The organism is Streptomyces sp. JNUCC 63, from assembly GCF_054366325.1.
The window spans coordinates 4,246,310-4,269,639 of record NZ_CM135963.1 but is presented as its reverse complement, the minus strand read 5'-3'; the positions used below and the strand labels follow the sequence as shown (position 1 = coordinate 4,269,639).

26 protein-coding genes and 1 riboswitch are annotated in these 23,330 nt (G+C 71.8%); of the genes, 12 read left to right on the top strand and 14 right to left on the bottom strand.

The window, feature by feature from the left end; genetic code table 11:
• Positions 1 to 73: 73 nt before the first annotated feature.
• On the bottom strand, positions 74 to 376 hold the full coding sequence (locus ACX25U_RS19745; protein ID WP_454393905.1) for a DUF397 domain-containing protein: 303 nt from the start codon (positions 374 to 376) through the stop codon (positions 74 to 76).
• A 10-nt stretch (positions 377 to 386) separates the two neighbouring features.
• Here ACX25U_RS19745 and ACX25U_RS19740 point away from each other — a divergent pair, with 10 nt between their 5' ends.
• The 3 genes from ACX25U_RS19740 (at position 387) to ACX25U_RS19730 (ending at position 2,401) form a co-directional block, all read left to right on the top strand.
• Positions 387 to 554 carry a hypothetical protein gene (locus ACX25U_RS19740; protein ID WP_454393903.1) on the top strand — a complete coding sequence of 56 codons (168 nt, stop codon included), beginning with the start codon at positions 387 to 389 and terminating at the stop codon, positions 552 to 554.
• Between the two features lie 106 nt (positions 555 to 660).
• A complete protein-coding gene (locus ACX25U_RS19735) occupies positions 661 to 1,305 on the top strand; it encodes an HD domain-containing protein (protein WP_454393901.1) in 645 nt (214 codons plus the stop codon).
• 28 nt (positions 1,306 to 1,333) lie between these two features.
• Positions 1,334 to 2,401: a GNAT family N-acetyltransferase gene (locus ACX25U_RS19730; protein WP_454393899.1), complete on the top strand. Its 1,068-nt coding sequence runs from the start codon at positions 1,334 to 1,336 to the stop codon at positions 2,399 to 2,401.
• Here the strand turns inward: ACX25U_RS19730 and ACX25U_RS19725 are convergent.
• Complete coding sequence (locus tag ACX25U_RS19725) at positions 2,383 to 2,661, bottom strand: DUF4031 domain-containing protein (protein WP_454393897.1); 279 nt, start codon at positions 2,659 to 2,661, stop codon at positions 2,383 to 2,385. The two genes, ACX25U_RS19730 and ACX25U_RS19725, sit on opposite strands and share 19 nt — an antisense overlap.
• A gap of 25 nt (positions 2,662 to 2,686) precedes the next feature.
• A complete protein-coding gene (locus tag ACX25U_RS19720) occupies positions 2,687 to 3,076 on the bottom strand; it encodes a hypothetical protein (RefSeq protein ID WP_454393896.1) in 390 nt (129 codons plus the stop codon).
• Between the two features lie 56 nt (positions 3,077 to 3,132).
• On the opposite strand from ACX25U_RS19720, the gene ACX25U_RS19715 reads away from it, so the two are divergent.
• Both ACX25U_RS19715 and murQ read left to right on the top strand, forming a co-directional pair.
• A complete protein-coding gene (locus ACX25U_RS19715; protein WP_454393894.1) occupies positions 3,133 to 4,077 on the top strand; it encodes a MurR/RpiR family transcriptional regulator in 945 nt (314 codons plus the stop codon).
• Between the two features lie 65 nt (positions 4,078 to 4,142).
• The gene (gene murQ, locus ACX25U_RS19710) at positions 4,143 to 5,078 is read left to right on the top strand and encodes an N-acetylmuramic acid 6-phosphate etherase (protein ID WP_454393892.1); all 936 of its coding nucleotides are present in this window, start codon (positions 4,143 to 4,145) and stop codon (positions 5,076 to 5,078) included.
• Positions 5,079 to 5,118: 40 nt separating this feature from the next.
• On the opposite strand, the gene ACX25U_RS19705 is transcribed toward murQ, so the two are convergent.
• Together ACX25U_RS19705 and ACX25U_RS19700 are read right to left on the bottom strand one after the other, a co-directional pair.
• A complete protein-coding gene (locus tag ACX25U_RS19705) occupies positions 5,119 to 5,538 on the bottom strand; it encodes a PIN domain-containing protein (RefSeq protein ID WP_454393890.1) in 420 nt (139 codons plus the stop codon).
• Positions 5,529 to 5,735, bottom strand: a complete 207-nt coding sequence (locus tag ACX25U_RS19700; RefSeq protein ID WP_454393888.1) for a type II toxin-antitoxin system VapB family antitoxin — start codon at positions 5,733 to 5,735, stop codon at positions 5,529 to 5,531. Before ACX25U_RS19700 ends, ACX25U_RS19705 begins: the two co-directional genes overlap by 10 nt.
• Before the next feature lie 95 nt (positions 5,736 to 5,830).
• Between ACX25U_RS19700 and ACX25U_RS19695 the strand changes: the two genes are divergently transcribed.
• Positions 5,831 to 6,415: a hypothetical protein gene (locus ACX25U_RS19695; RefSeq protein ID WP_454394369.1), complete on the top strand. Its 585-nt coding sequence runs from the start codon at positions 5,831 to 5,833 to the stop codon at positions 6,413 to 6,415.
• Positions 6,416 to 6,471: 56 nt separating this feature from the next.
• Here the strand turns inward: ACX25U_RS19695 and ACX25U_RS19690 are convergent, their stop codons facing one another.
• The 5 genes from ACX25U_RS19690 to thrC form a co-directional block, all read right to left on the bottom strand.
• Positions 6,472 to 7,620, bottom strand: a complete 1,149-nt coding sequence (locus ACX25U_RS19690) for an NADH:flavin oxidoreductase (RefSeq protein WP_454393886.1) — start codon at positions 7,618 to 7,620, stop codon at positions 6,472 to 6,474.
• 199 nt (positions 7,621 to 7,819) lie between these two features.
• Positions 7,820 to 9,442 (bottom strand): chaperonin GroEL, encoded by a 1,623-nt coding sequence (gene groL / locus ACX25U_RS19685; protein ID WP_454393884.1) that lies wholly within the window; start codon positions 9,440 to 9,442, stop codon positions 7,820 to 7,822.
• A gap of 270 nt (positions 9,443 to 9,712) precedes the next feature.
• A complete protein-coding gene (locus ACX25U_RS19680; protein WP_004986573.1) occupies positions 9,713 to 9,916 on the bottom strand; it encodes a cold-shock protein in 204 nt (67 codons plus the stop codon).
• 446 nt (positions 9,917 to 10,362) lie between these two features.
• On the bottom strand, positions 10,363 to 10,638 hold the full coding sequence (locus tag ACX25U_RS19675; RefSeq protein WP_454393882.1) for a MoaD/ThiS family protein: 276 nt from the start codon (positions 10,636 to 10,638) through the stop codon (positions 10,363 to 10,365).
• Complete coding sequence (gene thrC / locus ACX25U_RS19670; RefSeq protein ID WP_454393881.1) at positions 10,638 to 11,921, bottom strand: threonine synthase; 1,284 nt, start codon at positions 11,919 to 11,921, stop codon at positions 10,638 to 10,640. Before thrC ends, ACX25U_RS19675 begins: the two co-directional genes overlap by 1 nt.
• A gap of 17 nt (positions 11,922 to 11,938) precedes the next feature.
• Positions 11,939 to 12,116, bottom strand: a riboswitch (SAM riboswitch).
• 131 nt (positions 12,117 to 12,247) lie between these two features.
• Between thrC and ACX25U_RS19665 the strand changes: the two genes are divergently transcribed.
• Together ACX25U_RS19665 and ACX25U_RS19660 are read left to right on the top strand one after the other, a co-directional pair.
• Complete coding sequence (locus ACX25U_RS19665) at positions 12,248 to 13,192, top strand: glucosyl-3-phosphoglycerate synthase (RefSeq protein WP_454393879.1); 945 nt, start codon at positions 12,248 to 12,250, stop codon at positions 13,190 to 13,192.
• Positions 13,193 to 13,301: 109 nt separating this feature from the next.
• A complete protein-coding gene (locus ACX25U_RS19660; RefSeq protein ID WP_454393877.1) occupies positions 13,302 to 14,741 on the top strand; it encodes an alpha,alpha-trehalose-phosphate synthase (UDP-forming) in 1,440 nt (479 codons plus the stop codon).
• Between the two features lie 187 nt (positions 14,742 to 14,928).
• Here ACX25U_RS19660 and otsB read toward each other — a convergent pair whose 3' ends face one another.
• Positions 14,929 to 15,804 (bottom strand): trehalose-phosphatase, encoded by an 876-nt coding sequence (otsB, locus tag ACX25U_RS19655; protein WP_454393875.1) that lies wholly within the window; start codon positions 15,802 to 15,804, stop codon positions 14,929 to 14,931.
• A gap of 36 nt (positions 15,805 to 15,840) precedes the next feature.
• Entirely contained in the window at positions 15,841 to 16,083 is a 243-nt protein-coding gene (locus ACX25U_RS19650; RefSeq protein WP_454393873.1) for a DUF3263 domain-containing protein, read from the bottom strand.
• A gap of 181 nt (positions 16,084 to 16,264) precedes the next feature.
• Between ACX25U_RS19650 and ACX25U_RS19645 the strand changes: the two genes are divergently transcribed.
• The 3 genes from ACX25U_RS19645 to ACX25U_RS19635 all read left to right on the top strand — a co-directional run bounded on the left by ACX25U_RS19645 (position 16,265) and on the right by ACX25U_RS19635 (position 19,404).
• On the top strand, positions 16,265 to 17,200 hold the full coding sequence (locus tag ACX25U_RS19645; protein WP_454393871.1) for an ROK family protein: 936 nt from the start codon (positions 16,265 to 16,267) through the stop codon (positions 17,198 to 17,200).
• Between the two features lie 7 nt (positions 17,201 to 17,207).
• Positions 17,208 to 18,350 carry an N-acetylglucosamine-6-phosphate deacetylase gene (nagA, locus tag ACX25U_RS19640; RefSeq protein ID WP_454393869.1) on the top strand — a complete coding sequence of 381 codons (1,143 nt, stop codon included), beginning with the start codon at positions 17,208 to 17,210 and terminating at the stop codon, positions 18,348 to 18,350.
• A 121-nt stretch (positions 18,351 to 18,471) separates the two neighbouring features.
• Entirely contained in the window at positions 18,472 to 19,404 is a 933-nt protein-coding gene (locus ACX25U_RS19635) for a 1-phosphofructokinase family hexose kinase (protein WP_454393867.1), read from the top strand.
• A gap of 240 nt (positions 19,405 to 19,644) precedes the next feature.
• Here the strand turns inward: ACX25U_RS19635 and ACX25U_RS19630 are convergent, their stop codons facing one another.
• Positions 19,645 to 20,583, bottom strand: coding sequence for a carbohydrate-binding protein (locus tag ACX25U_RS19630; RefSeq protein WP_454393865.1), 939 nt, complete (start codon positions 20,581 to 20,583; stop codon positions 19,645 to 19,647).
• A gap of 118 nt (positions 20,584 to 20,701) precedes the next feature.
• Positions 20,702 to 22,360 (bottom strand): diguanylate cyclase CdgB, encoded by a 1,659-nt coding sequence (gene cdgB / locus ACX25U_RS19625; protein WP_454393863.1) that lies wholly within the window; start codon positions 22,358 to 22,360, stop codon positions 20,702 to 20,704.
• A 354-nt stretch (positions 22,361 to 22,714) separates the two neighbouring features.
• On the opposite strand from cdgB, the gene ACX25U_RS19620 reads away from it, so the two are divergent.
• Positions 22,715 to 23,305: a flavin reductase family protein gene (locus ACX25U_RS19620; protein WP_454393861.1), complete on the top strand. Its 591-nt coding sequence runs from the start codon at positions 22,715 to 22,717 to the stop codon at positions 23,303 to 23,305.
• Positions 23,306 to 23,330 lie beyond the last annotated feature (25 nt).

The following is a 23,330-nucleotide window of genomic DNA, read 5'->3' as shown; positions in this document are numbered from 1 at the left end:
TGATGCCGATATTGCCAAGGCCACCCGGCGGGGGTCAAGCCAATCATCACGCTGTGTTGACGTGAACTATCTTTCAGTGACGGATACTGGCGTGAGTGACAAACGCGGACCATGCTGCGGAGGACACGGCGAAGGTGCCCCGGCTGGTGTCCTTGGAGTCACGGCCGAGGACCTCGCCGCCCTGGAGGAGGTCTTCCTCACCGAGGGCGTCGCCTCCGCCGAGGACCTGGAGCAGAAGCGCTCGGCCGACGGCGGTCTCGGCGTGTTCCTGCGCCGCATCGGCGGCCTGGACCGGGAGGCGGCCCAGGAGGCCTTCTCCGGCTTCATCGCCGACCGGCGATCTCTCCGCCGACCAGATCGACCTCGTCGGCCTCATGGTCCGGTACGTGGCGGCGAACGGTCTCATCGGTATCCGCGACCTGTACGAGAACAGCCTCTTCAGCAGCCGCGGGGTCATCGACAACCACTTCACCGACGACGAGATCGACGCCCTGGAGGTGGTCTTCCGCACGCTGCGCTCCCGTGCCGTTCCGGATGCGGGCCTCGCAGCTTGAGGAAGCTCTTCCTGATGTGCTGACGAGCACGTGGAGGTAGTACCAGGCAGGCCGGCCTCGGTCGGCCTGCCTCGATGGAGCGGACCGCCGCTGGAACAATGACGGCATGGCCGATCTCGACGCCCTGCGCGCCCGCTGGACCCGTGCTCTCGAAGGTGCCCGGGGCCCCGGGGGCGGCCCCGACCCGGTGCCGTACGCCGACAATCTGCTCGGGCGCTGGCGGGAGCCGCAGCGGCACTACCACACGGTCACTCACCTGACCGCGGTCCTCGACCACGTCGACGTGCTGGAGGAGTACGCCGACGATCCGGACGTGGTCCGGCTGGCGGCCTGGTTTCACGATGCCGTGTACCTGCCGGAGCGGTCCGAGAACGAGGAGCGGTCGGCCCGGCTGGCCGAGCGCGCGTTGCCCGAGGCCGGGGTGTCGGCCGAGAAGACAGCCGAGGTGGCCCGGCTGGTCCGGCTCACCGTCGGTCACGACCCGGCCGACGACGACCGCGACGGCCAGGTGCTGTGCGACGCCGACCTGGCGATCCTCGCCGCGCCCCCGTCGGCGTACGCCGCCTACACGGTCGGCGTGCGCGAGGAGTATCACTTCATCCCCAACGACGCCTTCCGCGAGGGCCGCGCCGCGATTCTGCGGCAGCTCCTCGCCCTGCCCGCCCTGTTCCGCACCCCGTACGGGGCGGAGCACTGGGAGGCGACCGCCCGTTACAACATCGGCTCCGAGCTGGAAATGCTGTCGCTCTGACGGCCCCGCCGCGCCTACCCTGCACCGTATGCGCGCATGGGGCGGGGAACAGGTGGAGCAGGCCGTCGCGGACGCCGTGGCGTTGCTGCGGACGGCGGTGGACCGGGACTGGGACGGGGTGCGGGCCGGACGGCTGGAGTGGAACTGCCGGCGGACGGCGGAGCACATCGCGAGCGATCTCGTCAACTACGCGGGGCGGCTGGCCGGACGCGCGAAGGACGCGGGCGTCCCCTTCGGGGTCACCCTCGACCAGGGCACCGGGAACGCGGACGTCCTGGACGTGATCGAGACGACCGGCGCGCTGCTCGTCGCGGCCGTGCGCACCACCCCGCGCAAGGTCCGGGCCTTCCACCCGTACCCGTTCCGCAGCGCGAACCGCGAGGGCTTCGCCGCGATGGGCGTCGCCGAGGTGCTGCTGCACACGCACGACATCGCCACCGGCCTGAGGCTGGCGTACGAGCCGCCCGCCGAGCTGTGCGAGGACGTGCTGACCCGGCTCTTCCCGCACGTCCGGCCGGGCGCCGCGCCCTGGCCGACGCTGCTGTGGGCCACCGGCCGCGGCGAGCTGCCCGGCCGTGGGCCGGTCACCGAGTGGCGGTGGAGCAATCCGCCCGTCCTCCCCGCCGAGCGGCTGACCCTGGAGGGCGTCACCCCCGCCGTCGCCCGCGACCTGAGCAGCGGCGGCGAAGGCGGCTTGGAGTGGGTGGGCTCGGTCCCGGCCGACGGCACCCGCGTGGGCGCCGGGATGGTGTTCAAGCAGTACGAGGACGGGGTGTTCCATCCGCGGTGGGGCATGTACGCGCTGGTGCGGCGCGAGGACGACCGCGCGGTGGGCGCCATGGGATTCCACGGCGCCCCGGACGAGGCCGGCCGCGTGGAGATCGGTTACGACCTCGTGGAGGGCGCCCGCGGGAACGGCTACGCCACCGAGGCGCTGCGCGCGCTGTCGGCGTGGGCACTGGCGCAGGACGGCGTACGGACGGTGGTCGCCGTCATCGACCGGGAGAACACGCCCTCGCAGAACGTCGTCGTCCGGGCCGGGTTCACCCGCGCCGCGGAGGACGACGCCCAGTACGTCTACGAACTGCGCTGCTGAGCCCACCGTTTGGGCCGCCGCAGCCCGGCGGCATACAGCAGCCGCACCACCTCGCGGCTGCTGACCTCGAGCGCGCCCGCCGCCACCGCGTCGGCGTAGCGGTGGGAGGGCAGGTCGTAGTGGTCCCGTTCGAAGGCACGCCGGGGGACGCCCAACCCCGCGGCGAAGAGGTGCAGTTCGTCGTAGGAGACGTCGCTGACGAGGTGGGACCACAGGCGGCCGTGGCCCGGCCAGGTGGGCGGGTCGATGTAGAGGGTCACGGGGCGACCGTCCGGCGGGCCGCCGTCACGACGACGGCTTTCCGCCGCCGGTCGCCTCCGCCAGTCCGCCCACCGGCGCCACCTTCACGCCTGCCTCGGAGCACACCCAGTGCGGGTCGGGGCCGAGTTCGGGCTCGACGTCCAGCGCGTGCGGGTCGCCGTGGCCGCACACCGGGCACAGCGGCCAGCGGCCGTACCGCTCCAGGAGGGCGTCCTGGACGTCCTGCGCCACCAGTCCGGCCACGAACTGCGCGCCGTCCGGCCACTGCTCGACCCACCAGCGGCGCTGGGCGACGGAGTCCTCCACCAGCGAGACCACGTCGGCCTTGGCGACCTCGCTCGCGACCAGGTCGGCGAGGACGAGGGCGCGGGCGGCGTGCAGGGCCTGCTCCAGGGGGCTGACGGGGTCTGTCATGTCTCCATTGTGCGTACTCTTGACCGCACCGCCGAACGGAAAATATCTTTCACGGTGTGACCCAGGATGTGAAGGAAATTTTCGCACGCGCGGGCACCCCCGGCAGCGCGCCCCCCGCCCCCGCCGCCCTCGCGGCCAAGGTGCGCACGCTCGCGCCCTCGATGACCCGCTCCATGCAGCGCGTCGCCGAGGCCGTCGCGGGCGACCCGGCCGGCTGCGCGGCCCTCACGGTCACCGGCCTCGCCGAGCTCACCGGCACCAGCGAGGCGACCGTCGTACGCACCGCCCGCCTGTTGGGCTATCCGGGTTACCGCGACCTGCGCCTGGCGCTCGCGGGCCTGGCCGCGCAACAGCAGTCGGGCCGCGCGCCCGCCATCACGACCGACATCGCGGTGGACGATCCCATCGCCGACGTCGTCGCCAAACTCGCCTACGACGAGCAGCAGACCCTCGCCGACACCGCCGCCGGCCTCGACACGGTCCAGCTCGGCGCGGCCGTCGCCGCCCTGGTCTCCGCCCGCCGCACCGACGTCTACGGCATCGGAGCCTCCGGTCTGGTCGCCCAGGACCTCACCCAGAAGCTGCTGCGCATAGGGTTGATGGCCCACGCTCCCGGCGACCCGCACCTCGCCGTCACCAACGCGGTGCAGCTGCGCGCCGGGGACGTGGCGATCGCGATCACCCACTCGGGTTCGACCGGGGACGTGATCGAGCCGCTGCGGGTGGCCTTCGAGCGCGGCGCGACCACCGTCGCGATCACCGGCCGGCCCGACGCGCCCGTCACGCAGTACGCCGACCACGTCCTGACCACCTCCACCGCCCGCGAGAGCGAGCTGCGCCCGGCGGCGATGTCCTCCCGGACCAGTCAACTGCTGGTGGTGGACTGCCTGTTCGTCGGGGTGGCGCAGCGGACGTACGAGACGGCGGCGCCGGCGCTGGCGGCGTCGTACGAGGCGCTGGCCCACCGGCACAGCCCGCGGGGCGGGACCCGGCGCGCGTAGCCGAGGAACGAACGAGGACCAGCGCGGTCAGCCGTACCGCATCGCACGAGGAGAGCCGCCCCTTCATGACCTCCACGCCCCACTACCGCGAGTTGCGCGCCGAGTTGGAGTCGTTGACGACCGAGGAGTTCCGTCCCGAGCTGGCGGAGATCGACCGGCTGCCCACGCCGGAGATCGCGCGGCTGATGAACGCCGAGGACGCCACCGTGCCCGCCGCCGTCGCCGAGCGGCTGCCGCAGATCGCCGCCGCGATCGACGCGGTCGCGCGGCGCATGGCCCGCGGCGGCCGGCTGCTCTACGCCGGCGCGGGCACGGCGGGGCGGCTGGGCGTGCTCGACGCCTCGGAGTGCCCGCCGACCTTCAACACCGAGCCGTCGCAGGTGGTCGGCCTGATCGCGGGCGGCCCCGAGGCCATGGTGACGTCGGTCGAGGGCGCGGAGGACTCCAAGGAGCTGGCGGTCGAGGCCCTCGACGCCCTGGGCCTCACGCCGGACGACACGGTGGTCGGCATCTCCGCATCCGGCCGCACCCCCTACGCCATCGGCGCGGTGGAGCACGCCCGGAAGCTGGGCGCCCTGACCATCGGCCTGGCCTGCAACGCGGACAGCGCGCTGGCGGCCGCCGCCGAGCACGGCATCGAGATCGTCGTAGGCCCCGAACTGATCACCGGCTCCACCCGACTGAAGGCCGGCACGGCCCAGAAGCTCGTCCTGAACATGATCTCGACGATCACGATGGTCCGCCTGGGCAAGACCTACGGCAACCTGATGGTCGACGTACGCGCCTCCAACGACAAGCTCCGCGCCCGCTCCCGCCGTATCGTCGCCCTCGCCACGGGCGCACCGGACGACGAGATCGAACGGGCGCTGGCGGCCACGGACGGCGAGGTCAAGAACGCGATCCTCACCATCCTGGCCGGCGTCGACGGCCCGACGGCCGCCCGTCTCCTGGAGGAGTCCGACGGCCACCTGCGGGCGGCCCTGGAAGAAGCCCGAGGCTGACGAGCAGCGCGGGCGGGGGCGATGTGCACCGCCGGAATCATCAGTCCGCCTCGCCCCTCGGAACGACCCACTGGGTGGGCTGGCCGGTCGCGGCGGCAATGGTGTCGAAGTCTGCGTCGTAGTGGAGCACCGTGACCTGATGGCGCTCCGCGGTGGCAGCGATGAGGAGGTCCGGGACGGAGGCCGCGCGATGGTGCCCCTTCTTGGCGAGCAGCGCCTGGATCTCCAGCGCGCGGGAGCCGATATCGTCCGTCATGGGAAGCCACTCGAAGCCTCGGCGGACGGACCGCCCCGCCGCATGGCTCTCGGCGTTCCGCGCGCTGTAAAGGATCTCCAGGTCCACGACGGCGCAGGTGGCGACCAAGCCCTGCTCGACCAGCGGGCCGAGAACCGCTCGTACGGCAGGATGCCTGGCCCGTGCCCACACGCTCTTGTCGACGAGATACCTCGCTACCGCCATGCCCCCGCCATCACCGTCGAGTCACCGAGGTCGTCGAAGACGCCCTCGTCCAGCATCTCCATGAAGCGTCGCCGCTTGGCCGCTGCCACGAACTCGGCCAGCGCCGCGTTCACCGTGGCCCGCTTCGTCGTCGTGCCCAGTATCTCGGCGGCCTCGGCGACGAGTGCATCATCCAGGTCGATCATGGTGCGAGACATGGCTACCTCCAGGCATACGAATCTCGACTATGATTATGCCTCGTGAAGGCCGCACACCATGCATGGCTCCGACTGACGACAATGAACCGACGATGATGAACCACGCCCAGCTCACCGCGCTCGGCCGTGCTCTCCGTCTCCTCGGCGAGCACGGCGAGGCCCTGACCGCCGACACGCCCGACGCCAAGCTGCACGAGGTGAAGGCGGATCTTCGGCGTGCCCTGGATCTGCTGGACGAGACCGTCACGACGGCCGCGCCCGCCACCCGGTGCCCCGAGCATCCGAACGGGCCCGTCGACGAGAGCGCGCCCGACCTCTGTCTGCTGTGCGAGACCCGGCGGCGGGCCGCCCGGCGGTCCGAGGTCGACGGGGCCTATCCCCCGTACGACCGTCCCCCCGCCGAGCCCGCCGACCGCGCCCCCTCCCGCTACGGGGTGCGCGGGGACCGGCCGCAGCCCCAGCAGCGGTGGCTGCCGGAGCTGTGGAACGGGCGGGAGTGGCAGTTGTGCGGAACCCCGCGGCGGGACCGGCGCGAGGCGGAGCTGTTCATCGCCGCCCAGCGCCGGGGACCGCACGCCGCGACGGCCTACCGGCTCGTGCACGAGTTCACCGACTACGAGGTGGTACGGATCTGGGGCCACCCCGTGCGGGTCGACATCGAGCCGATGGGCAACCTGTAGGGCTGCCCGCTGCCGGTTGCCGCACTTCCCCCGGCCCCCGGCCCCGGCCCCTCGGCTCAGCTGAGCGTCTGCAGCGACGCCGCGTCGTACGGCTTGAGCTCGTCGAACCGGCCGCCGAGGACCTTCGCCGCCCACTCGGGGTCCTGCAGCAGCGCGCGGCCCACGGCCACCAGGTCGAACTCGTCGCGCTCCATGCGGTCCAGCAGGTTGTCCAGGCCGCTGAGCGCCGCGCCCTCCCCCTGGAACGCCCTCATGAAGTCGCCGTTCAGGCCGACCGAACCGACGGAGATGACCTGCTTGCCCGTCAGCTTCTTCGTCCAGCCCGCGAGGTTGAGGTCCGAGCCTTCGAACTCGGGCAGCCAGTAGCGGCGCGTGGAGGCGTGGAAGACGTCCACGCCGGCCGTCGCGAGCGGGGACAGGATCGCCTCGAGCTCCTCCGGGGTCTCGGCCAGGCGGGCGTCGTAGACGTCCCCCTTCCACTGCGAGTACCGGAAGACGACGGGGAACTCGGGCGAGACGGACTCGCGGACCGCGGCCACGATCTCGGCGGCGAACTTCGTCCGGGCCACCGCATCGCCCCCGTAGGCGTCGGTGCGGCGGTTGGTGCCGGACCAGAGGAACTGGTCGATCAGATAGCCGTGGGCGCCGTGCAGTTCCACGCCGTCGAAGCCGATGCGCTCCGCGGCGGCGGCCGCCTCGGCGAACGCGCCGATGACGTCGTCGATGTCGGCCCGGGTCATCGCCTTGCCGGTGACCTCAAACTCGCCGACGCGCAGTCCGGAGGGGCCGACCGGCGGCGCGTCCGGGAACGGCGGCCGGTTCGGCTCGCGGACCATGCCGATGTGCCACAGCTGCGGCATGATCGCGCCGCCCGCCGCGTGCACGGCCTCGGCGACCCTCGCCCAGCCCGCGAGCTGCTCCTCGCCGTGGAACCGCGGCACCCGGCTGCTCCCACCGGCCGAGTCGTGCCCCACGTACGTGCCTTCGGTGACGATCAGCCCGACACCGGCGGCGGCGCGGCGGGCGTAGTACGACAGCACGTCCTCGCCCGGGACGCCGCCCGGCGAGAACATTCGGGTCATCGGCGCCATCACGATCCGGTTGGGGACGGTGAGGCCGTTCAGCGTGACGGAGCGGGAGAGGATCCGTGCCGCGCGGGAGGCGGACTCGGACCCGGACGCGGGCTCCGGAGCGGTGACGGTCACGTTGGGGCTCCTTGGAATCGGTCGATACCGAGTGGTATGTGCACACGCATGAATTGCGCGCACCGGCGTCAACCGCCTTGCCCGCCAAGGCATTCCACCGCTTGCCGGCTGTGACCCGGAACACGCCGAGGGCGGCACCCCCTGCTTCCAGGGAGTGCCGCCCTCGGTACGTGAAGGACGGATCCGATCCTCGAAAGGATCAGAAGTCCATGTCACCGCCCGGCATGCCGCCGCCGGCCGGCGCGGCGGCCTTCTCCGGCTTGTCGGCGATGACGGCCTCGGTGGTGAGGAACAGCGCGGCGATGGAGGCGGCGTTCTGCAGCGCGGAACGGGTCACCTTCGCCGGGTCGATGATGCCCTCGGCGATCATGTCGACGTACTCGCCGGTGGCGGCGTTCAGACCGTGACCGACGGTCAGGTTGCGCACCTTCTCCACGACGACGCCGCCCTCGAGACCACCGTTGACGGCGATCTGCTTCAGCGGGGCCTCCAGGGCCAGCTTCACGGCGTTGGCGCCGGTCGCCTCGTCACCCTCGAGCTCCAGCTTCTCGAAGACCTGGGAGGCCTGCAGCAGGGCCACGCCACCACCGGCGACGATGCCCTCCTCGACGGCCGCCTTGGCGTTGCGCACGGCGTCCTCGATGCGGTGCTTGCGCTCCTTGAGCTCCACCTCGGTGGCGGCACCGGCCTTGATGACCGCGACGCCGCCGGCGAGCTTGGCCAGACGCTCCTGCAGCTTCTCGCGGTCGTAGTCGGAGTCGCTGTTCTCGATCTCGGCGCGGATCTGGTTCACACGGCCCGCGACCTGGTCGGCGGAGCCGGCACCGTCGACGATGGTGGTCTCGTCCTTGGTGATGACGACCTTGCGGGCGCGACCCAGGAGGTCCAGGGTCGCGTTCTCCAGCTTGAGGCCGACCTCCTCGGAGATGACCTCGCCGCCCGTGAGGATGGCGATGTCGCCGAGCATGGCCTTGCGGCGGTCGCCGAAGCCCGGGGCCTTGACGGCGACGGACTTGAAGGTGCCGCGGATCTTGTTGACGACCAGGGTCGACAGGGCCTCGCCCTCGACGTCCTCGGCGATGATCAGCAGCGGCTTGCCCGACTGCATGACCTTCTCCAGCAGCGGGAGCAGGTCCTTGACCGAGGAGATCTTGGAGTTGGCGATGAGGATGTACGGGTCCTCGAGCGACGCCTCCATGCGCTCCATGTCGGTCGCGAAGTAGGCGGAGATGTAGCCCTTGTCGAAGCGCATGCCCTCGGTGAGCTCGAGCTCCAGACCGAAGGTCTGCGACTCCTCGACGGTGATGACGCCTTCCTTGCCGACCTTGTCCATGGCCTCGGCGATGAGCTCGCCGATCTGGGTGTCGGCGGCGGAGATGGAGGCGGTGGAGGCGATCTGCTCCTTGGTCTCGACCTCCTTGGCCTGGTCGAGCAGGGCGGCGGAGACGGCCTCGACGGCCTTCTCGATACCGCGCTTGAGAGCCATCGGGTTGGCACCGGCGGCGACGTTGCGCAGGCCCTCCTTGACCAGGGCCTGGGCGAGCACGGTCGCGGTGGTCGTACCGTCACCGGCGACGTCGTCCGTCTTCTTGGCGACTTCCTTGACCAGCTCGGCGCCGATCTTCTCGTACGGGTCCTCGAGCTCGATCTCCTTGGCGATGGAGACACCGTCGTTGGTGATCGTGGGGGCGCCCCACTTCTTCTCGAGGACGACGTTGCGGCCCTTGGGGCCGAGGGTCACCTTGACGGCGTCCGCGAGCTGGTTCATGCCGCGCTCGAGGCCGCGCCGCGCCTCCTCGTCGAACGCGATGATCTTGGCCATGTGAAGTGGTCCCTCCAGGACTGGGGGTGATTCCTTCGGACCGCGCCCGCGCCCGCGACGGACGGCTCGCCGGCCGGTGGTTCCTTGCCCCACCCGGCCCGCGGGCCTCACCGACCCGGTCCTTCGTTGTCACTCTCACCTTCAGAGTGCTAACGCCAATGATTAGCACTCGGCATGGTCGAGTGCAAGCGCCTGAGGGGGATCAGCCCGGGGCGAACAGGACGAAGGGCCCACACCCCTCGAGGCGTGGGCCCTTCGCGTGAAGAACGTTCAGGCGGTGACGCGCACCATGTCGGCCTGCGGGCCCTTCTGACCCTGCGAGATCTCGAACTCGACCCGCTGGCCCTCTTCCAGCGTGCGGTAGCCGTCCATCTGGATCGCGCTGTAGTGGACGAAGACGTCCGCACCACCGTCGACCGCGATGAAGCCGTACCCCTTCTCCGCGTTGAACCACTTGACGGTGCCCTGAGCCATGCCTAACTCCCCTATTACTGGCCCTTGCACAGATCCACACTTCGCGGACCCGGGTCAGACCTCACCCCCCATGGATTGGGGGCGTGCGCCGGAACGCGTCGACCGCGGCTGAATGTATCTGTCCAACTGCCGTCTGCAACAGGTCAATCGGACGAGAAATCTGGATGTGCGCGGTCCGGAATATGGTGAGGATTCGCCCGAATTCAAGGCAACTCGGGCCCCACAAACAAGGCAAATGCCACAAAAAGCCCGCACACTTTGGCTACTTCTCGTCGGGCGTGCGGCAGGAATTCATGGCTCCGGATCCGGGGATCAGGGGCGTGTTCCCCAACTCTACCGCGCTCAATCACACAGAATTGCCCCCTCCGCTTCTCTCACGGAGGGGGCAGTTCGGTGGACTCTCGGTGACGGACGTCACCGAGGGCGACGAGCGTCCGCGGGGACGGTCAGCCGCCGGCGACGGCCGGGATGATCGAGACGCCCGCGCCGTCCGGCGTGGCCGTCCCGAGCCCCTGCTCGAACCGGACGTCGTCGTCGTTGACGTAGACGTTGACGAAGCGGCGCAGCTTGCCCTGGTCGTCCAGGACGCGGGCGGCGATGCCCGTGTGGTTCTTCTCCAGGTCGGAGATGACCTCACCGAGGGTCGTCCCCTCGGCACTGACCTCGGCCCGGCCGCCGGTGTAGGGGCGAAGGATGGTGGGGATGCGAACGGTCACGCTCATTACAGGCCAGCCTCTCGGAAGGAGTCCAGGGTCGGACGGATCGTCGCGGTGAGGCCGGTGCCCGCCACCGCGTCCAGCGTCTTCAGGCCGTCGCCGGTGTTGAGGACGACGGTGGTCTTCGTCGGGTCGAGGGCGCCGGCCTCGATCAGCTTCTTCGTCACGCCGACCGTCACACCGCCGGCCGTCTCCGCGAAGATGCCCTCGGTGCGGGCGAGCAGCTTGATGGCGTCCACGACCTGCTCGTCCGTCACATCCTCCACCGCACCGCCCGTTCGGCGCGCGATGTCCAGGACGTACGGGCCGTCCGCGGGGTTGCCGATGGCGAGCGACTTGGCGATGGTGTCCGGCTTCTGCGGCCGTACGACGTCGTGGCCGGCCTTGAAGGCGGCGGACACCGGGGAGCAGCCCTCCGCCTGCGCGCCGAAGATCTTGTACGGCTTGTCCTCGACCAGACCGAGCCTGATCAGCTCCTGCAGGCCCTTGTCGACCTTGGTGAGCTGCGAGCCGGAGGCGATCGGGACGACGATCTGGTCGGGCAGCTTCCAGCCGAGCTGCTCGCAGATCTCGTACGCCAGCGTCTTGGAGCCCTCGGCGTAGTACGGCCGCAGATTGACGTTGACGAAGCCCCAGCCCTCGCCGGCCGGGTCGCCGATCAGCTCGGAGCAGAAGCGGTTCACGTCGTCGTAGTTGCCCTCGATGCCGACGAGCTCGCCGCCGTAGACCGCGGCCATGACGACCTTGCCCTGCTCCAGGTCGTGCGGGATGAACACGCAGGAGCGGAGGCCGGCGCGGGCGGCGGCGGCGCCGACGGCGCCGGCGAGGTTGCCGGTGGAGGAGCAGGACAGGGTGGTGAAGCCGAAGGCGCGCGCCGCCTCCAGCGCCTGGGCGACCACGCGGTCCTTGAAGGAGTGCGTCGGGTTGCCGGAGTCGTCCTTGACGAAGAGCTTGCCGGCGTCGACACCGAGCTCGCGGGCGAGGCGGTCGGCCTGGACGAGCCTGGTCCAGCCCGGGTTGAGGTTCGGCTTGCCGGCCACGTCCGCGGGGACGGGCAGCAGCGGCGCGTAGCGCCAGATGTTCGCGGGGCCCGCCTCGATCCTCTTGCGCAGCTCCTCGGTGCCGTAGGCCGAGAAGTCGTAGGCGATCTCCAGCGGGCCGAAACACTCCTCGCAGGCGAAGACCGGGCCGAGGGGGACGCGGTGACCGCACTCGCGGCAGCTCAGGGCCGCGGCGGGGCCGAGGTCGACGGTGGAGTCGGTGTTGCTTGCAACAGTCTGCACAGCCATGGAGGCGAGGCCCTTTCTCCTCATCTTCCTCACGACGCATCTCGCCGTGAGACGGATTTGGCACCTTCCCTAGCCGGGAGCCTCGCGAAGACGATCGACAGCGATCAGTGATCACCGATCAGCGGTCTACGAGAACCGGCTGGAGGGTTGCCGGGGCTTCATCGGGCCGTGTCCCTCTGCCCCTCTGGATGAGCTGTATGCGGTTGTAAGGCGGCGGCGACCCCCGGCATGCGATGGTCATCCGCGTTGCTCAAGACTGTAACCGAAGGCTACGACCATTGAGATGGTCGTCCGAACCGCGAGACAACCGTGAGGAGCCGCAGACCGTGCTGGAAGAAGTCGAGCGCTGGCTCGCCACCCGCTCCTGGTCCGTGGCCGACCGACCGCTGCGCCGGGTCCTGGCCGCCAAGCAGCGCACCGGCCAGACGGTCTCCGTCGTGCTGCCCGCGCTGAACGAGGAGGAGACGGTCGGCGACATCGTCGCCGTCATCCGGCGCGACCTCGTGGAGGGGGCACCGCTCGTGGACGAGATCGTCGTCGTCGACTCCGGCTCCACCGACCGCACCTCCGAGGTGGCCGCCGCCGCGGGCGCGCGGGTCGTGCACCGTGACGTGATCCTGCCGCGCCTGCCGGCGGTGCCCGGCAAGGGCGAGGTGCTGTGGCGCTCCCTGCTCGTCACCCGCGGGGACATCATCTGCTTCGTCGACGCCGACCTCAGGGAGTTCTCCTCCGACTTCGTCACCGGCATCGTGGGCCCGCTGCTCACCGAACCCGGCGTCGACCTGGTCAAGGCCATGTACGACCGCCCCCTGGGGGATGCGGCCGGGCAGGGCGGGCGGGTCACCGAGCTGATGGCGCGCCCGCTGCTCAACATGCACTGGCCGCAGCTGGCCGGCTTCGTGCAGCCGCTCGGCGGCGAGTACGCGGCCCGCCGCTCGCTGCTCGAACAGCTGCCGTTCCCCGTCGGCTACGGCGTCGAGCTCGGCATGCTGGTCGACGCGCTGCACCTGGTGGGCCTGGACGCCCTCGCCCAGGTCGACGTCGGCGTGCGCAGGCACCGGCACCAGGACGGGCAGGCGCTCGGCCGGATGGCCGCCGCGATCTACCGCACCGCCCAGCTGCGCCTGGCCCGCGGTCACCTCGTCCGCCCGTCCCTCACCCAGTTCGAGCGCGGCGAGGACGGCTTCGAGCCGCGGACGTACTCCGTGGACACCGAGGAGCGGCCGCCCATGGCCGAGATCGCGGAGTACGCGGCCCGGAAGGTGGCGTAGGACCGCGGGGTGCGGGCCGTGGCGCAAAACCCCGGCCTGGTCGTGTACGGCCGTCTACGAAGCGGAACCGTACGTTTGAGCGTTTCCGGGCCGGGCTAGGTTGAGGACCATGGCTTCAACGCACGGTGCCGAGGTGCTGGTCGCGTCCAATCGCGGCCCGGTTTCGTACGAGGTACGCCCCGACGGCGCGGCCGGCTCGCTCCACGCCAAACGCGGGGGCGGAGGGCTGGTCTCCGGGCTGTCCGCGATCGGTCCGGACGCGGGCGCGGTCTGGGTGTGCGCCGCGCTGAGCGACGCCGACCGGGAGGCGGTACGCCGCTACGAGGGCGGGCGCCGGCTGCCCTCCGAGGCGACCGGCGGGCAGCAGGTGCGGATGCTCGACATCGACGCGGACGTGTTCTCCGACGCGTACAACGGCATCGCCAACTCGGTGCTGTGGTTCGTCCACCACATGCTCTACCAGACCCCGCTGGAGCCGGTCTTCGACGCGGAGTTCCGCCGCCGGTGGGCGTCGTACGAGGCCTACAACCGGGCCTTCGCCCAGGCGCTGGCGGAGGAGGCGGCCGAGGGCGCGGCCGTGATCGTGCAGGACTACCACCTGACGCTCGTACCGGGCATGCTGCGCGACTTCCGGCCGGATGTACGGATCGGGCACTTCTCGCACACGCCGTGGGCGCCGGTGGACTACTTCCGGATGCTCCCCGACGACATCGCCGAGCAGGTGCTGCGCGGGATGCTGGGCGCGGACCGGCTGGGCTTCCTCACCCAGCGGTGGGCGGACGCCTTCGCCGGCTGCTGCGACGCCCTTGTCGGCGGGCTCGGCGGCACCCGGATCGGGGTGCACGGGCTGGGCGCGGACGCCGAGTTCCTGCGGGAGCGGTCGCAGCGGGCCGACGTCGAGGAGTGGATGGCGGTGCTGCGCGAGGAGATCGGCGCGGCTCCGGACGGGGGCGCGCGCAGGACGATCGTGCGGGTGGACCGGACGGAGCTGTCCAAGAACATCGTGCGGGGGCTGCTCGCCTACCGGCAGCTGCTGGAGGAGCGGCCTCAGTGGCGCGAACGGGTGGTGCATCTCGCGTTCGCGTATCCGTCGCGGCAGGACCTCGCGGTGTACCGGGAGTACACCGCCGAGGTGCGGCGGGTGGCGGAGGAGATCAACGAGCGGTACGGGACGGCTGGGTGGCGGCCGGTGGTGCTGCACGTCAGGGACGACTTCGCGCGGTCGCTGGCGGCGTACCGGATCGCGGACGTGGCGCTGGTCAATCCGATCCGGGACGGGATGAACCTGGTGGCCAAGGAGGTGCCGGTCGTCTCCGACTCGGGGTGTGCGCTGGTGCTGTCGCGGGAGGCGGGGGCGTATGCGGAGCTGGGGGACGACGCGGTGGTCGTCAATCCGTATGACGTGGTGGGGACGGCGGAGGCTTTGCACGAGGCGTTGAGCATGGGGGGCGCCGAGCGGGTGGAGCGGTCCAAGCGGTTGGCTGCCGCCGCGACCGCGCTTCCTCCGGCTCAGTGGTTCTTGGATCAGCTGGGGGAGCTGAACGGATGATGCGTGGGCACCCTGGGCGGGGTGACCGTCACGTGGGTCGCGCAGCCCGGCGCTGACGGGTTGCCGCCTGCGCCCACCCGTGCCGCCCTGGGGGTCCCCCCTGCTCGAAGAGCTTGGGGGAGGCACGACTGCCCGCAGGCTGTGCGGCACGGCTGCCCGCAGGCTGTGCGGCACGGCTGCCCGCAGGCTAGGCGAGGCTGTCTGCCAAGCCCTTCAACAAGTGCACCACCCCTGCCGGGCCGTCCACCACCAGGTCCGCCCTCTCCGACAGTTCCGTGACCTCTGTGCTGCCGCTGCAGACCAGGACCCCCGGTAGGCCGTCCGAGCGGAGTTTTTCCACCGCGGCGTAGGCGGGGAGGTCGCCCAGGTCGTCACCGGCGTAGAGGACCGAGGCGGGGCCCAGGTCGCGGACGTAGTTCAGGAGGGCCACGCCCTTGTCCATGCCCGGGGGCCGCAGTTCGAGGACCATGCGGCCGGGTTCGACGATCAGGCCGTGGCGGGTGGCCAGGTCGGTGAGGGGTTCGCGGAGCAGTTCGAAGGCGGCCTGGGGGTCGTCGGCGCGGCGGGTGTGGACGGCGACGGAGCGGCCCTTCTCCTCGATCCAGGTGCCGTGCCAGGCGCCGACCCGGTCGAGGAGGCCGGGCAGCTCGGCGCGGACCGCGGCGACCCCGGGGTGCGGGGGCGGGGCGGTGACGGTGCCCGTGGCGGCGTCCCAGCGCTCGGCGCCGTAGTGGCCGAGGACGACGAGGTGGTCCAGGCCGGGTACACCCGCGAAGCCGCCGTGCCGCACCGCGACGCCGGCCGGGCGGCCGGTGACCACCGCCACGGCGGCCACCTTGGGGGCGAGCGCGGCGAGCGCGGGCACCGCGTCCGGGTGGGCCCGGGCCTGGTCGGGGTCGGGCACGATCGGGGCGAGCGTCCCGTCGAAGTCGAGCGCGATCACCGCGTGCTCCGGCCGCGCGAGGATCGCGGCGAGCCCGTCCCGGCCGGCCTGGCCGGCAGGCGTCGGCAGGGAGGGGACGGGGTTGGTCGAGTCGGTGGCGTGACTGTCCTGGCTTCCCATACGCGGAACCTATCCACACACGGCCACGCGCACTCCTCACCGCTCGGCGCGCCGTGCCTCGCGTATGCGCCGCAGCCGGTTCACCGTGACCGGGTCGTGGGCCAGGGCGCGGGTGTCGTCGAGGAGGGCGTTGAGGAGCTGGTAGTAGCGGACGGGCGACAGGCCCAGTTCCTCGCGTATCGCGCGCTCCTTGGCGCCGGGGCCGGTGAAGCCGCGGCGCTCCAGGGCGAGGATGTCCCGCTCCCTGCGGCCGAGCGCGTGCTCCTGGTCGTCTTCCATACGGGGCACCGTAGCCCCCGCCACCGACACAGGCCGTGGGCGTCCGGCCCGCCCCGGCTCGGCTGCCGCTGCCGCTGCTTCTTCCGTCCCGGCCGCCTCGTCATCACCATGCGGCCACGACTGGTCCATACCGCGCGAGTGGACTAGACCTCTTGTGGGTCGAAGGGCCACACTGTCCCCCGTGAGACACGTCATCGCCCTCGATGTGGGCGGCACCGGGATGAAGGCGGCCCTGGTCGCCGCCGACGGCTCCCTGCTGCACCGGGCGCGCCGGGCGACCGGCCGCGAGCGCGGGCCGGACGCCGTCGTGGAGGGCATCCTCGACTTCGCCGCCGAACTGCGCGCGTACGGCGCGGCGCACCTGGGCGAGGAGGCCGCCGCGGCCGGGGTCGCCGTGCCCGGCATCGTCGACGCGGAACGGGGTGTGGCCGCCTACTCCGCCAACCTCGGCTGGCGCGACGTACCCCTGCGCGACCTGCTCGCCGAGCGGCTCGGCGCCCCCGTGGCCCTGGGCCACGACGTGCGCACCGGCGGGCTCGCCGAGGGCCGGATCGGGGCGGGCCGGGGCGCGGACCGGTTCCTGTTCGTGCCGCTGGGCACCGGGATCGCGGGCGCCATCGGCATCGACGGCCGGGTGGAGGCGGGCGCGCACGGCTTCGCGGGCGAGATCGGCCACATCGTCGTACGGCCCGGCGGCCCGCCGTGTCCGTGCGGGCAGCGCGGCTGTCTGGAGCGGTTCGCCTCCGCGGCGGCGGTCAGCCAGGCATGGGCGAAGGCGTGCGGGGACCCGGAGGCGGACGCGGCTCACTGCGCCAGGGCCGTGGAGTCCGGCGACGCGAGGGCACGGACGGTCTGGCAGGAGGCCGTGGACGCGCTCGCCGACGGGCTGGTCACCGCGCTCACCCTGCTGGACCCGCGCACGCTGATCATCGGCGGCGGGCTCGCCGAGGCGGGCGAGACGCTGTTCGCGCCGCTGCGCGAGGCCGTCCGGCGGCGGGTCACCTTCCAGAAGCTGCCCTCGATCGTCCCCGCCGCCCTGGGGGACACCGCCGGCTGCCTGGGCGCGGGGCTGCTGGCCTGGGATCTCCTCACCACTTCTACGACTCCCCGGAGGTAGCCACCTGATGGCCCCCAGCAAAGTTCTCACCGGAGCCCGGGTGGTGTTGCCCACCGGGATCGTGGACGGCGGCCGGGTGATCGTCGACGGCACGCGGATCGCCGGCCACGCCCGCGAGGACGCCGAGACCGTCGACGTACGCGGGCACTGGCTGGTCCCCGGCTTCGTCGACATCCACAACCACGGCGGGGGCGGCGCCTCCTTCTCGGGCACCGCCGACGACGTGCTGACCGCCGTCGGCACCCACCGGCGGCACGGCACCACCACCCTGGTCGCCTCCACCGTCACCGACGACATGGGCACCCTCGTCAAGCAGGCGGGGCTGCTGTCGGAGCTGGCCGAGCAGGGGGAGATCGCGGGCATCCACTTCGAGGGACCGTTCATCTCGCCGTGCCGCAAGGGCGCGCACTCCGAGGCGCTGCTGCGCGACCCGGACCCGGCGGAGGTGCGCAAGCTCATCGACGCCGCGCGCGGCCGGGCGAAGATGGTGACGCTCGCCACCGAGCTGCCGGGTGGCATCGACTCCGTACGGCTGCTCGCGGAGCAGGGCGTGATCGCGGCGGTCGGGCACACGGACGCGACGTACGAGCAGACGGTGGAGGCGATCGACGCCGGAGCCACCGTCGCCACCCACCTGTTCAACGCGATGCCGCCCCTCGGACACCGCGCCCCGGGCCCGATCACGGCCCTGCTGGAGGACGAGCGGGTCACCATCGAGCTGATCAACGACGGCGTGCACCTGCACCCGGCCGCCCTGGAACTCGCCTTCCACCACGCGGGCCCCGAGCGGGTGGCCTTCATCACCGACGCCATGGACGCCGCCGGAATCGGCGACGGCCGCTACATGCTCGGCCCGCTCCAGGTCGAGGTCGCGGGCGGGGTGGCGCGGCTGGTGGAGGGCGGTTCGATCGCGGGCTCGACCCTGACCCTGGACCGGGCCTTCCAGCGCGCCGTGACGGTCGACCGGCTGCCGGTCGAGCACGTGGTGGCCGCGCTGTCCGCCAACCCGGCCCGGCTGCTCGGCATGGACGACCGGGTGGGCTCCCTGGAGCCCGGCAAGGACGCCGACCTGGTGCTGCTCGACGAGGACTTCGCGCCGAAGGGCGTGATGCGGCGGGGCGAGTGGGTGGTTGCACCCCAACTGGGCTGATCCGTCCGCCCGTACGGCCGCGGTGACCGGTCCCAGGGGTGGGCGGTCGGTCCCGTCTTTGGCATGATCGAACTTCTGGAACGTCGCGACACGCGCTCTTACTCGGGGGAGGTCGGCCCACGTGATCCTCACGGTCACGCTGAACACCGCTCTCGACATCACCTATCGGGTGCCGTCCCTGAGGCCACACGCCTCCCACCGGGTGTCCGAGGTGAGCGAGCGGCCCGGCGGCAAGGGCGTCAACGTCGCCCGGGTGCTCGCGGCCCTCGGTCACGAGGTGACGGTCACCGGCTTCGCGGGCGGGACCACCGGGCGCGAGCTGCGCGACCGGCTCGCGTCCCAGGCGCCGGGCGTGGTGGACGCGCTGGTCCCGGTCGCGGACGCGACCCGGCGCACCATAGCCGTCGTGGACGCGCGTACTGGCGACACCACCCAGCTCAACGAGCCGGGCCCGGTCGTCGGCCCCGCCGAGTGGTCCGCCTTCCAGGGCGTGTACGAGGACCTGCTCGGCTCGGTGTCGGCGGTGGCGCTGTGCGGCAGCCTGCCACCCGGGCTGCCGGTGGGCGCGTACGCCGGTCTGATACGGACGGCGCGGGCGGCCGGGGTCCCCGTCCTGCTGGACACCAGCGGCGAGGCCCTGCGGCGCGGGGTGGCGGCCCGCCCTGACGTCATCAAGCCGAACGCCGAGGAACTGGCCGAGCTCACCGGCTCCCACGAGCCCCTGCGCGCCACCCAGGACGCCCGCCGTCGCGGCGCCCGCGCGGTCGTCGCCTCCCTCGGCGCCGACGGCCTCCTCGCCCACACCCCCGACGGCCTGTGGCGGGCCACCCCGCCCGCCCACGTCCAGGGCAACCCGACCGGCGCCGGCGACTCGGTGGTCGCGGGCCTGCTCTCCGGCCTGGCGGAACACCTCCCCTGGCCGTCCCGCCTGACCCGCGCGGCCGCCCTGTCCACGGCGACGGTCCTGTCCCCGGCGGCGGGCGAGTTCGACCGCGGGACTTACGAGAGACTGCTGGGGCAGGTGGCGGTGACTGGGGAAGTCAGCGCGGCCTAGCTGGTGCCCCGGCAGGCAACGTTTGCCCGTCAAGGAGCGGCGTCCGGTGCGTGCTCTGGGGGTCCCCCTGCTCGAAGAGCTTGGGGGAGTGCCGCCCGGAAGTCCTCGTACTGGACGTACTTGGGGTACTGGACGTACTTGGGCTTTCGGGCGGTGCGGCGAGAGTGGGGGTACCCCCTGCTCGAAGAGCTTGGGGGAGTGCCGGGCGTCGCGACGGGGCGAACGTTGCCTGCCGGGGCACTAGCTCTTGACCTGTCCCCGCTTCAGCCAGAGCTGGTCCAGCAGGACGTTGCACTTGTCGCCGTCCTGGCAGGAGACGGTGATCGTGTTGGTGCCCTTGGTGAGGGTGGGCCATGCGTACGTCGTCGTCCAGCCCTTGGCGAAGTCGCCGTCGGCGGCGTGCGTGAAGTTCCCCATGCGCAGCTTGCTGCCGAACACCTTGCCGTTGACGGTGAGCGTCATCTCCTGGTCCTCGCCGGCAGTGCTGTAGTGCGCGAAGAGCGTGTAGACGCCGTCCTTGGGAATGCCGTTCACGTTCCAGGTGACCTGGGCGCCGGGCGTGTTGAGGCCCGTCACATAGACACCGCCGTCGGCACTGGCGCCCTCGACGTCCGACGCGTTCGTCGCCCCGTTCTCGAAGCGAAGCGCCTTGGCATCGATCTTCGGCAGCGGCAGCTCCTGCGGGGCCTCCGCGTCGGCGCTCGTCGACGGGCTCGACTCCGAGCTCTGCGTGGCCGTGGGGGACGTCGCGCCGGCCTTGTTCTCACCCTTGTCGTCGGAGTTGTCGCCGATCATGGCCACGCTGATGCCGATGACGACCGCGGCGACCACCGCGATGGCGCCGATCAGCAGGCCCTTGGTGTTCGGGCCCCGGCCGCCGCCGCCCTGGCCCGGCCGGCGGCTCGTGGGCGCGCCGCCCGGAAGGGTCTCGGGGGCGGCGTAGTGGGCGTTCGGCTGGCCGTACGCGCCCTGCTGCTGCGGGGGGACCTGGCCATGGGGTGCCGCGGGGGCCTGCGGGCCGTACTGCCGCTGACCGACCGTGCGGACCCGGTTGACCGCGTTCGGGTAGCCGTAACCGCCGGAGGGCGGCTGGGCTCCGTTGGCCTGGCCGTCGGCGTACAGGTAGCCGAACGGGTCGTCGTCCTCGGGCGTGCTCGCGCCGCTGTTGCCGGCCGTCATCCCTAGGTCTCCTCAAGCGTGGTGCGGGTGGTGCAGTACGTCGTGAGAGAAGCGAGCCTACCTGCTTCGCGGAGCCCGAACGGGTGACTCACGCCGCATCAGTTCGCTGACCTGCGGCTCAACCGGCGCGACGATGTTGCCGGGGGCGAGATCTTTTCTCGATGTACATCCGTTCGTCAGCGGATTTCAACACTTCGTCCGCCGTCATGCCGCAGTGGGCCCAGCCGATGCCGAAGCTCGCCCCGACCCGGACGGCCCGGCCCTCGGCCCGGATCGGCTGGATGATCTCGTTGCGCAGGCGTACGGCCAGGTCCTGGGCGTCGGCGCGGCCGAGCCCGTCGGCGAGGATCACGAACTCGTCGCCGCCGAGCCGGGCCACGGTGTCGCCGTCGCGCACGCCGTTGCTCAGCCGCCGGGCCACCTCGATGAGGACGGCGTCGCCCGCGTTGTGCCCGAACCGGTCGTTGATCGACTTGAAGCCGTCGAGGTCGCAGAAGAGGACCGCGAGTCCCTTGGTGCCGTCGTCGTGGCCGTCCTCGGGGGCGACGGTGTGCACGTGGTGGTCGTAGGCGTCGTACGCCGGTGCCCCCGGCCGGAAGTCGAAGTCGTGGCCGCCGACGTCGTAGGCGGGGTGGCCGTAGGCCGCGTCCAGCGACTCCAGCTCGCCCTCGTGCCCCGCCTGGGGCCGCCGGCACAGCCGGGCGGACAGCCGTGAGCGCAGCTCGGCGGAGTTGGGCAGGCCGGTGAGGGAGTCGTGCGAGGCGCGGTGGGCGAGCTGAAGCTCGCGCCGCTTGCGCTCCTCGATGTCCTCGACGTGGGTGAGCAGGAAGCGTGGGCCGTCGGCGGCGTCGGCGACGACGGAGTTGCGCAGGGACACCCACACGTACGTGCCGTCGCGGCGGGCGAGGCGGAGTTCGGCCCGGCCGCCCTCGGCGGAGGTGCGCAGCAGGGTGCCTATGTCCTCGGGGTGGACCAGGTCGGAGAAGGAGTAGCGGCGCATCGCGGAGGCGCGGCGGCCCAGCAGTCGGCACAGGGCGTCGTTGGTGCGCAGGATGCGGCCGTGCTGGTCGCCGCCCATCTCGGCGATGGCCATGCCGGAGGGGGCGTACTCGAAGGCCTGCCGGAAGCTTTCCTCACTGGCGCGCAGGGCCTGCTGCTCGCGCTCCAGGCGGACCAGGGCGCGCTGCATGTTCGCACGTAGACGCGCGTTGCTGATCGCGATGGCGGCCTGGAACGCGTACATCTGCAGGGCCTCGCGGCCCCAGGCGCCGGGCCGGCGTCCGTTGCGCGGGCGGTCCACGGAGATCACGCCGAGCAGTTCCCCGGAGGAGCCGCCCGGTCCGCCGGGGGTGTACATGGGCGCGAACAGCCGGTCGGAGGGATGCCACTCGTCATCGAAGCGGGGCGCGGGCCCGTCGGTGTACCACTGCGGGACGTCGTCGTCGTCGAGGACCCAGCCCTCGGTGTGGGGTATGAAGACCAGCCCGCCCCAGTGCTCGCCCATGGTGAGCCGGCGCTCCCAGGAGTCGCGGGAGCCGACGCGGCCGGTGATGAGGGCCTCGGCGGCGGGGTTCCCGGAGAAGGCGGCGACGACGAGGTCGCCGTCGGGGCGTACGAGGTTGACGCAGGCCAGCTCGTAGCCGAGGCCGTTCACGATGCCGTCGGCGACGGTCTGCAGTGTGTCGGCCAGGCTCCGCGCGGTGTTCATGTCCGCCATGACCTGGTGCAGTTGTCGCAGGGCCGCAAGGCGGACGTACGGCTCCGACTCGGTCTCCATGCTTGCCCTCCCCCCGCGACCTCGCAGCGAATCAAGGGTGCTCTTCGGCATATCGTCTGGTGCAGACTTCCGTGCAGTCTCCGCCACTGAATCACAGCGCGAAGCCCACTCGGTACACAGGGTCAACAATTCATGGCCCTTGTGACTCAAGTCACAGACAAACGTGAACAATTGAGTAGAGTTTCCGCGTTTTCCTGTGCGTTTCCTGAACGCAAAATTTGTGCGTGTGCGGACATGATGCACGAGAGGTCCACCGGACACGCGGAAATCGGCCCTCTGGTCCTCCGGCCCTAGGTCCGGCTTCGGGCGAAGGCCCGATGCGGGGGCCGCGGAGCGGTGGTTAGCGTTCCGTGTGTGCTGAACACATCTCCTGCGCCGCCCGTCCCCTCCCCCGCCGCCCCCACTGCCTCCGGGCATGCTGAGGGGGTGACCAACGACGAGTTCCGTGCCGCGATGTCCCGGCTGGCCGCGGGTGTGGTCCTGGTGACCGCCCAGGAGCCGCCGCTCGACCCGGACGACCCGCAGGCGCCCGGCGGCGAGGACGCGGGCATGACGGCGACGGCGTTCATGTCGGTGTCCCTGGACCCGCCGCTGGCCCTGGTCAGCCTGCGCGAGGGCTCCCGCATGGACGACCTGCTCGCCGAGCAGCCGCTGTGGGCGGTGTCGGTCCTCGCCGAGAGCCAGCGGCACATCGCCGGCCGCTTCGCCATGAAGGGCCGCATCAGCGACCGGCTGCTGTTCAAGGACCTCTCCTGGACGCGCGGCGAGTCCTCCGGCGCGCCGCTGCTGACCGGCGCCCTGGCCACCTTCGAGCTGCGCACCGAGCAGCAGGTGGCGGCGGGCGACCACACCCTGGTCGTCGGCCGTGTCCTGACGGCCCGCGTCCCGGGCACGGAGGGCGGCCCGCTGCTGTACTACCGCGGGCGCTACCGCCCACTGGGCTGACGCCCCTGCGCCCGGTCCTCTACAC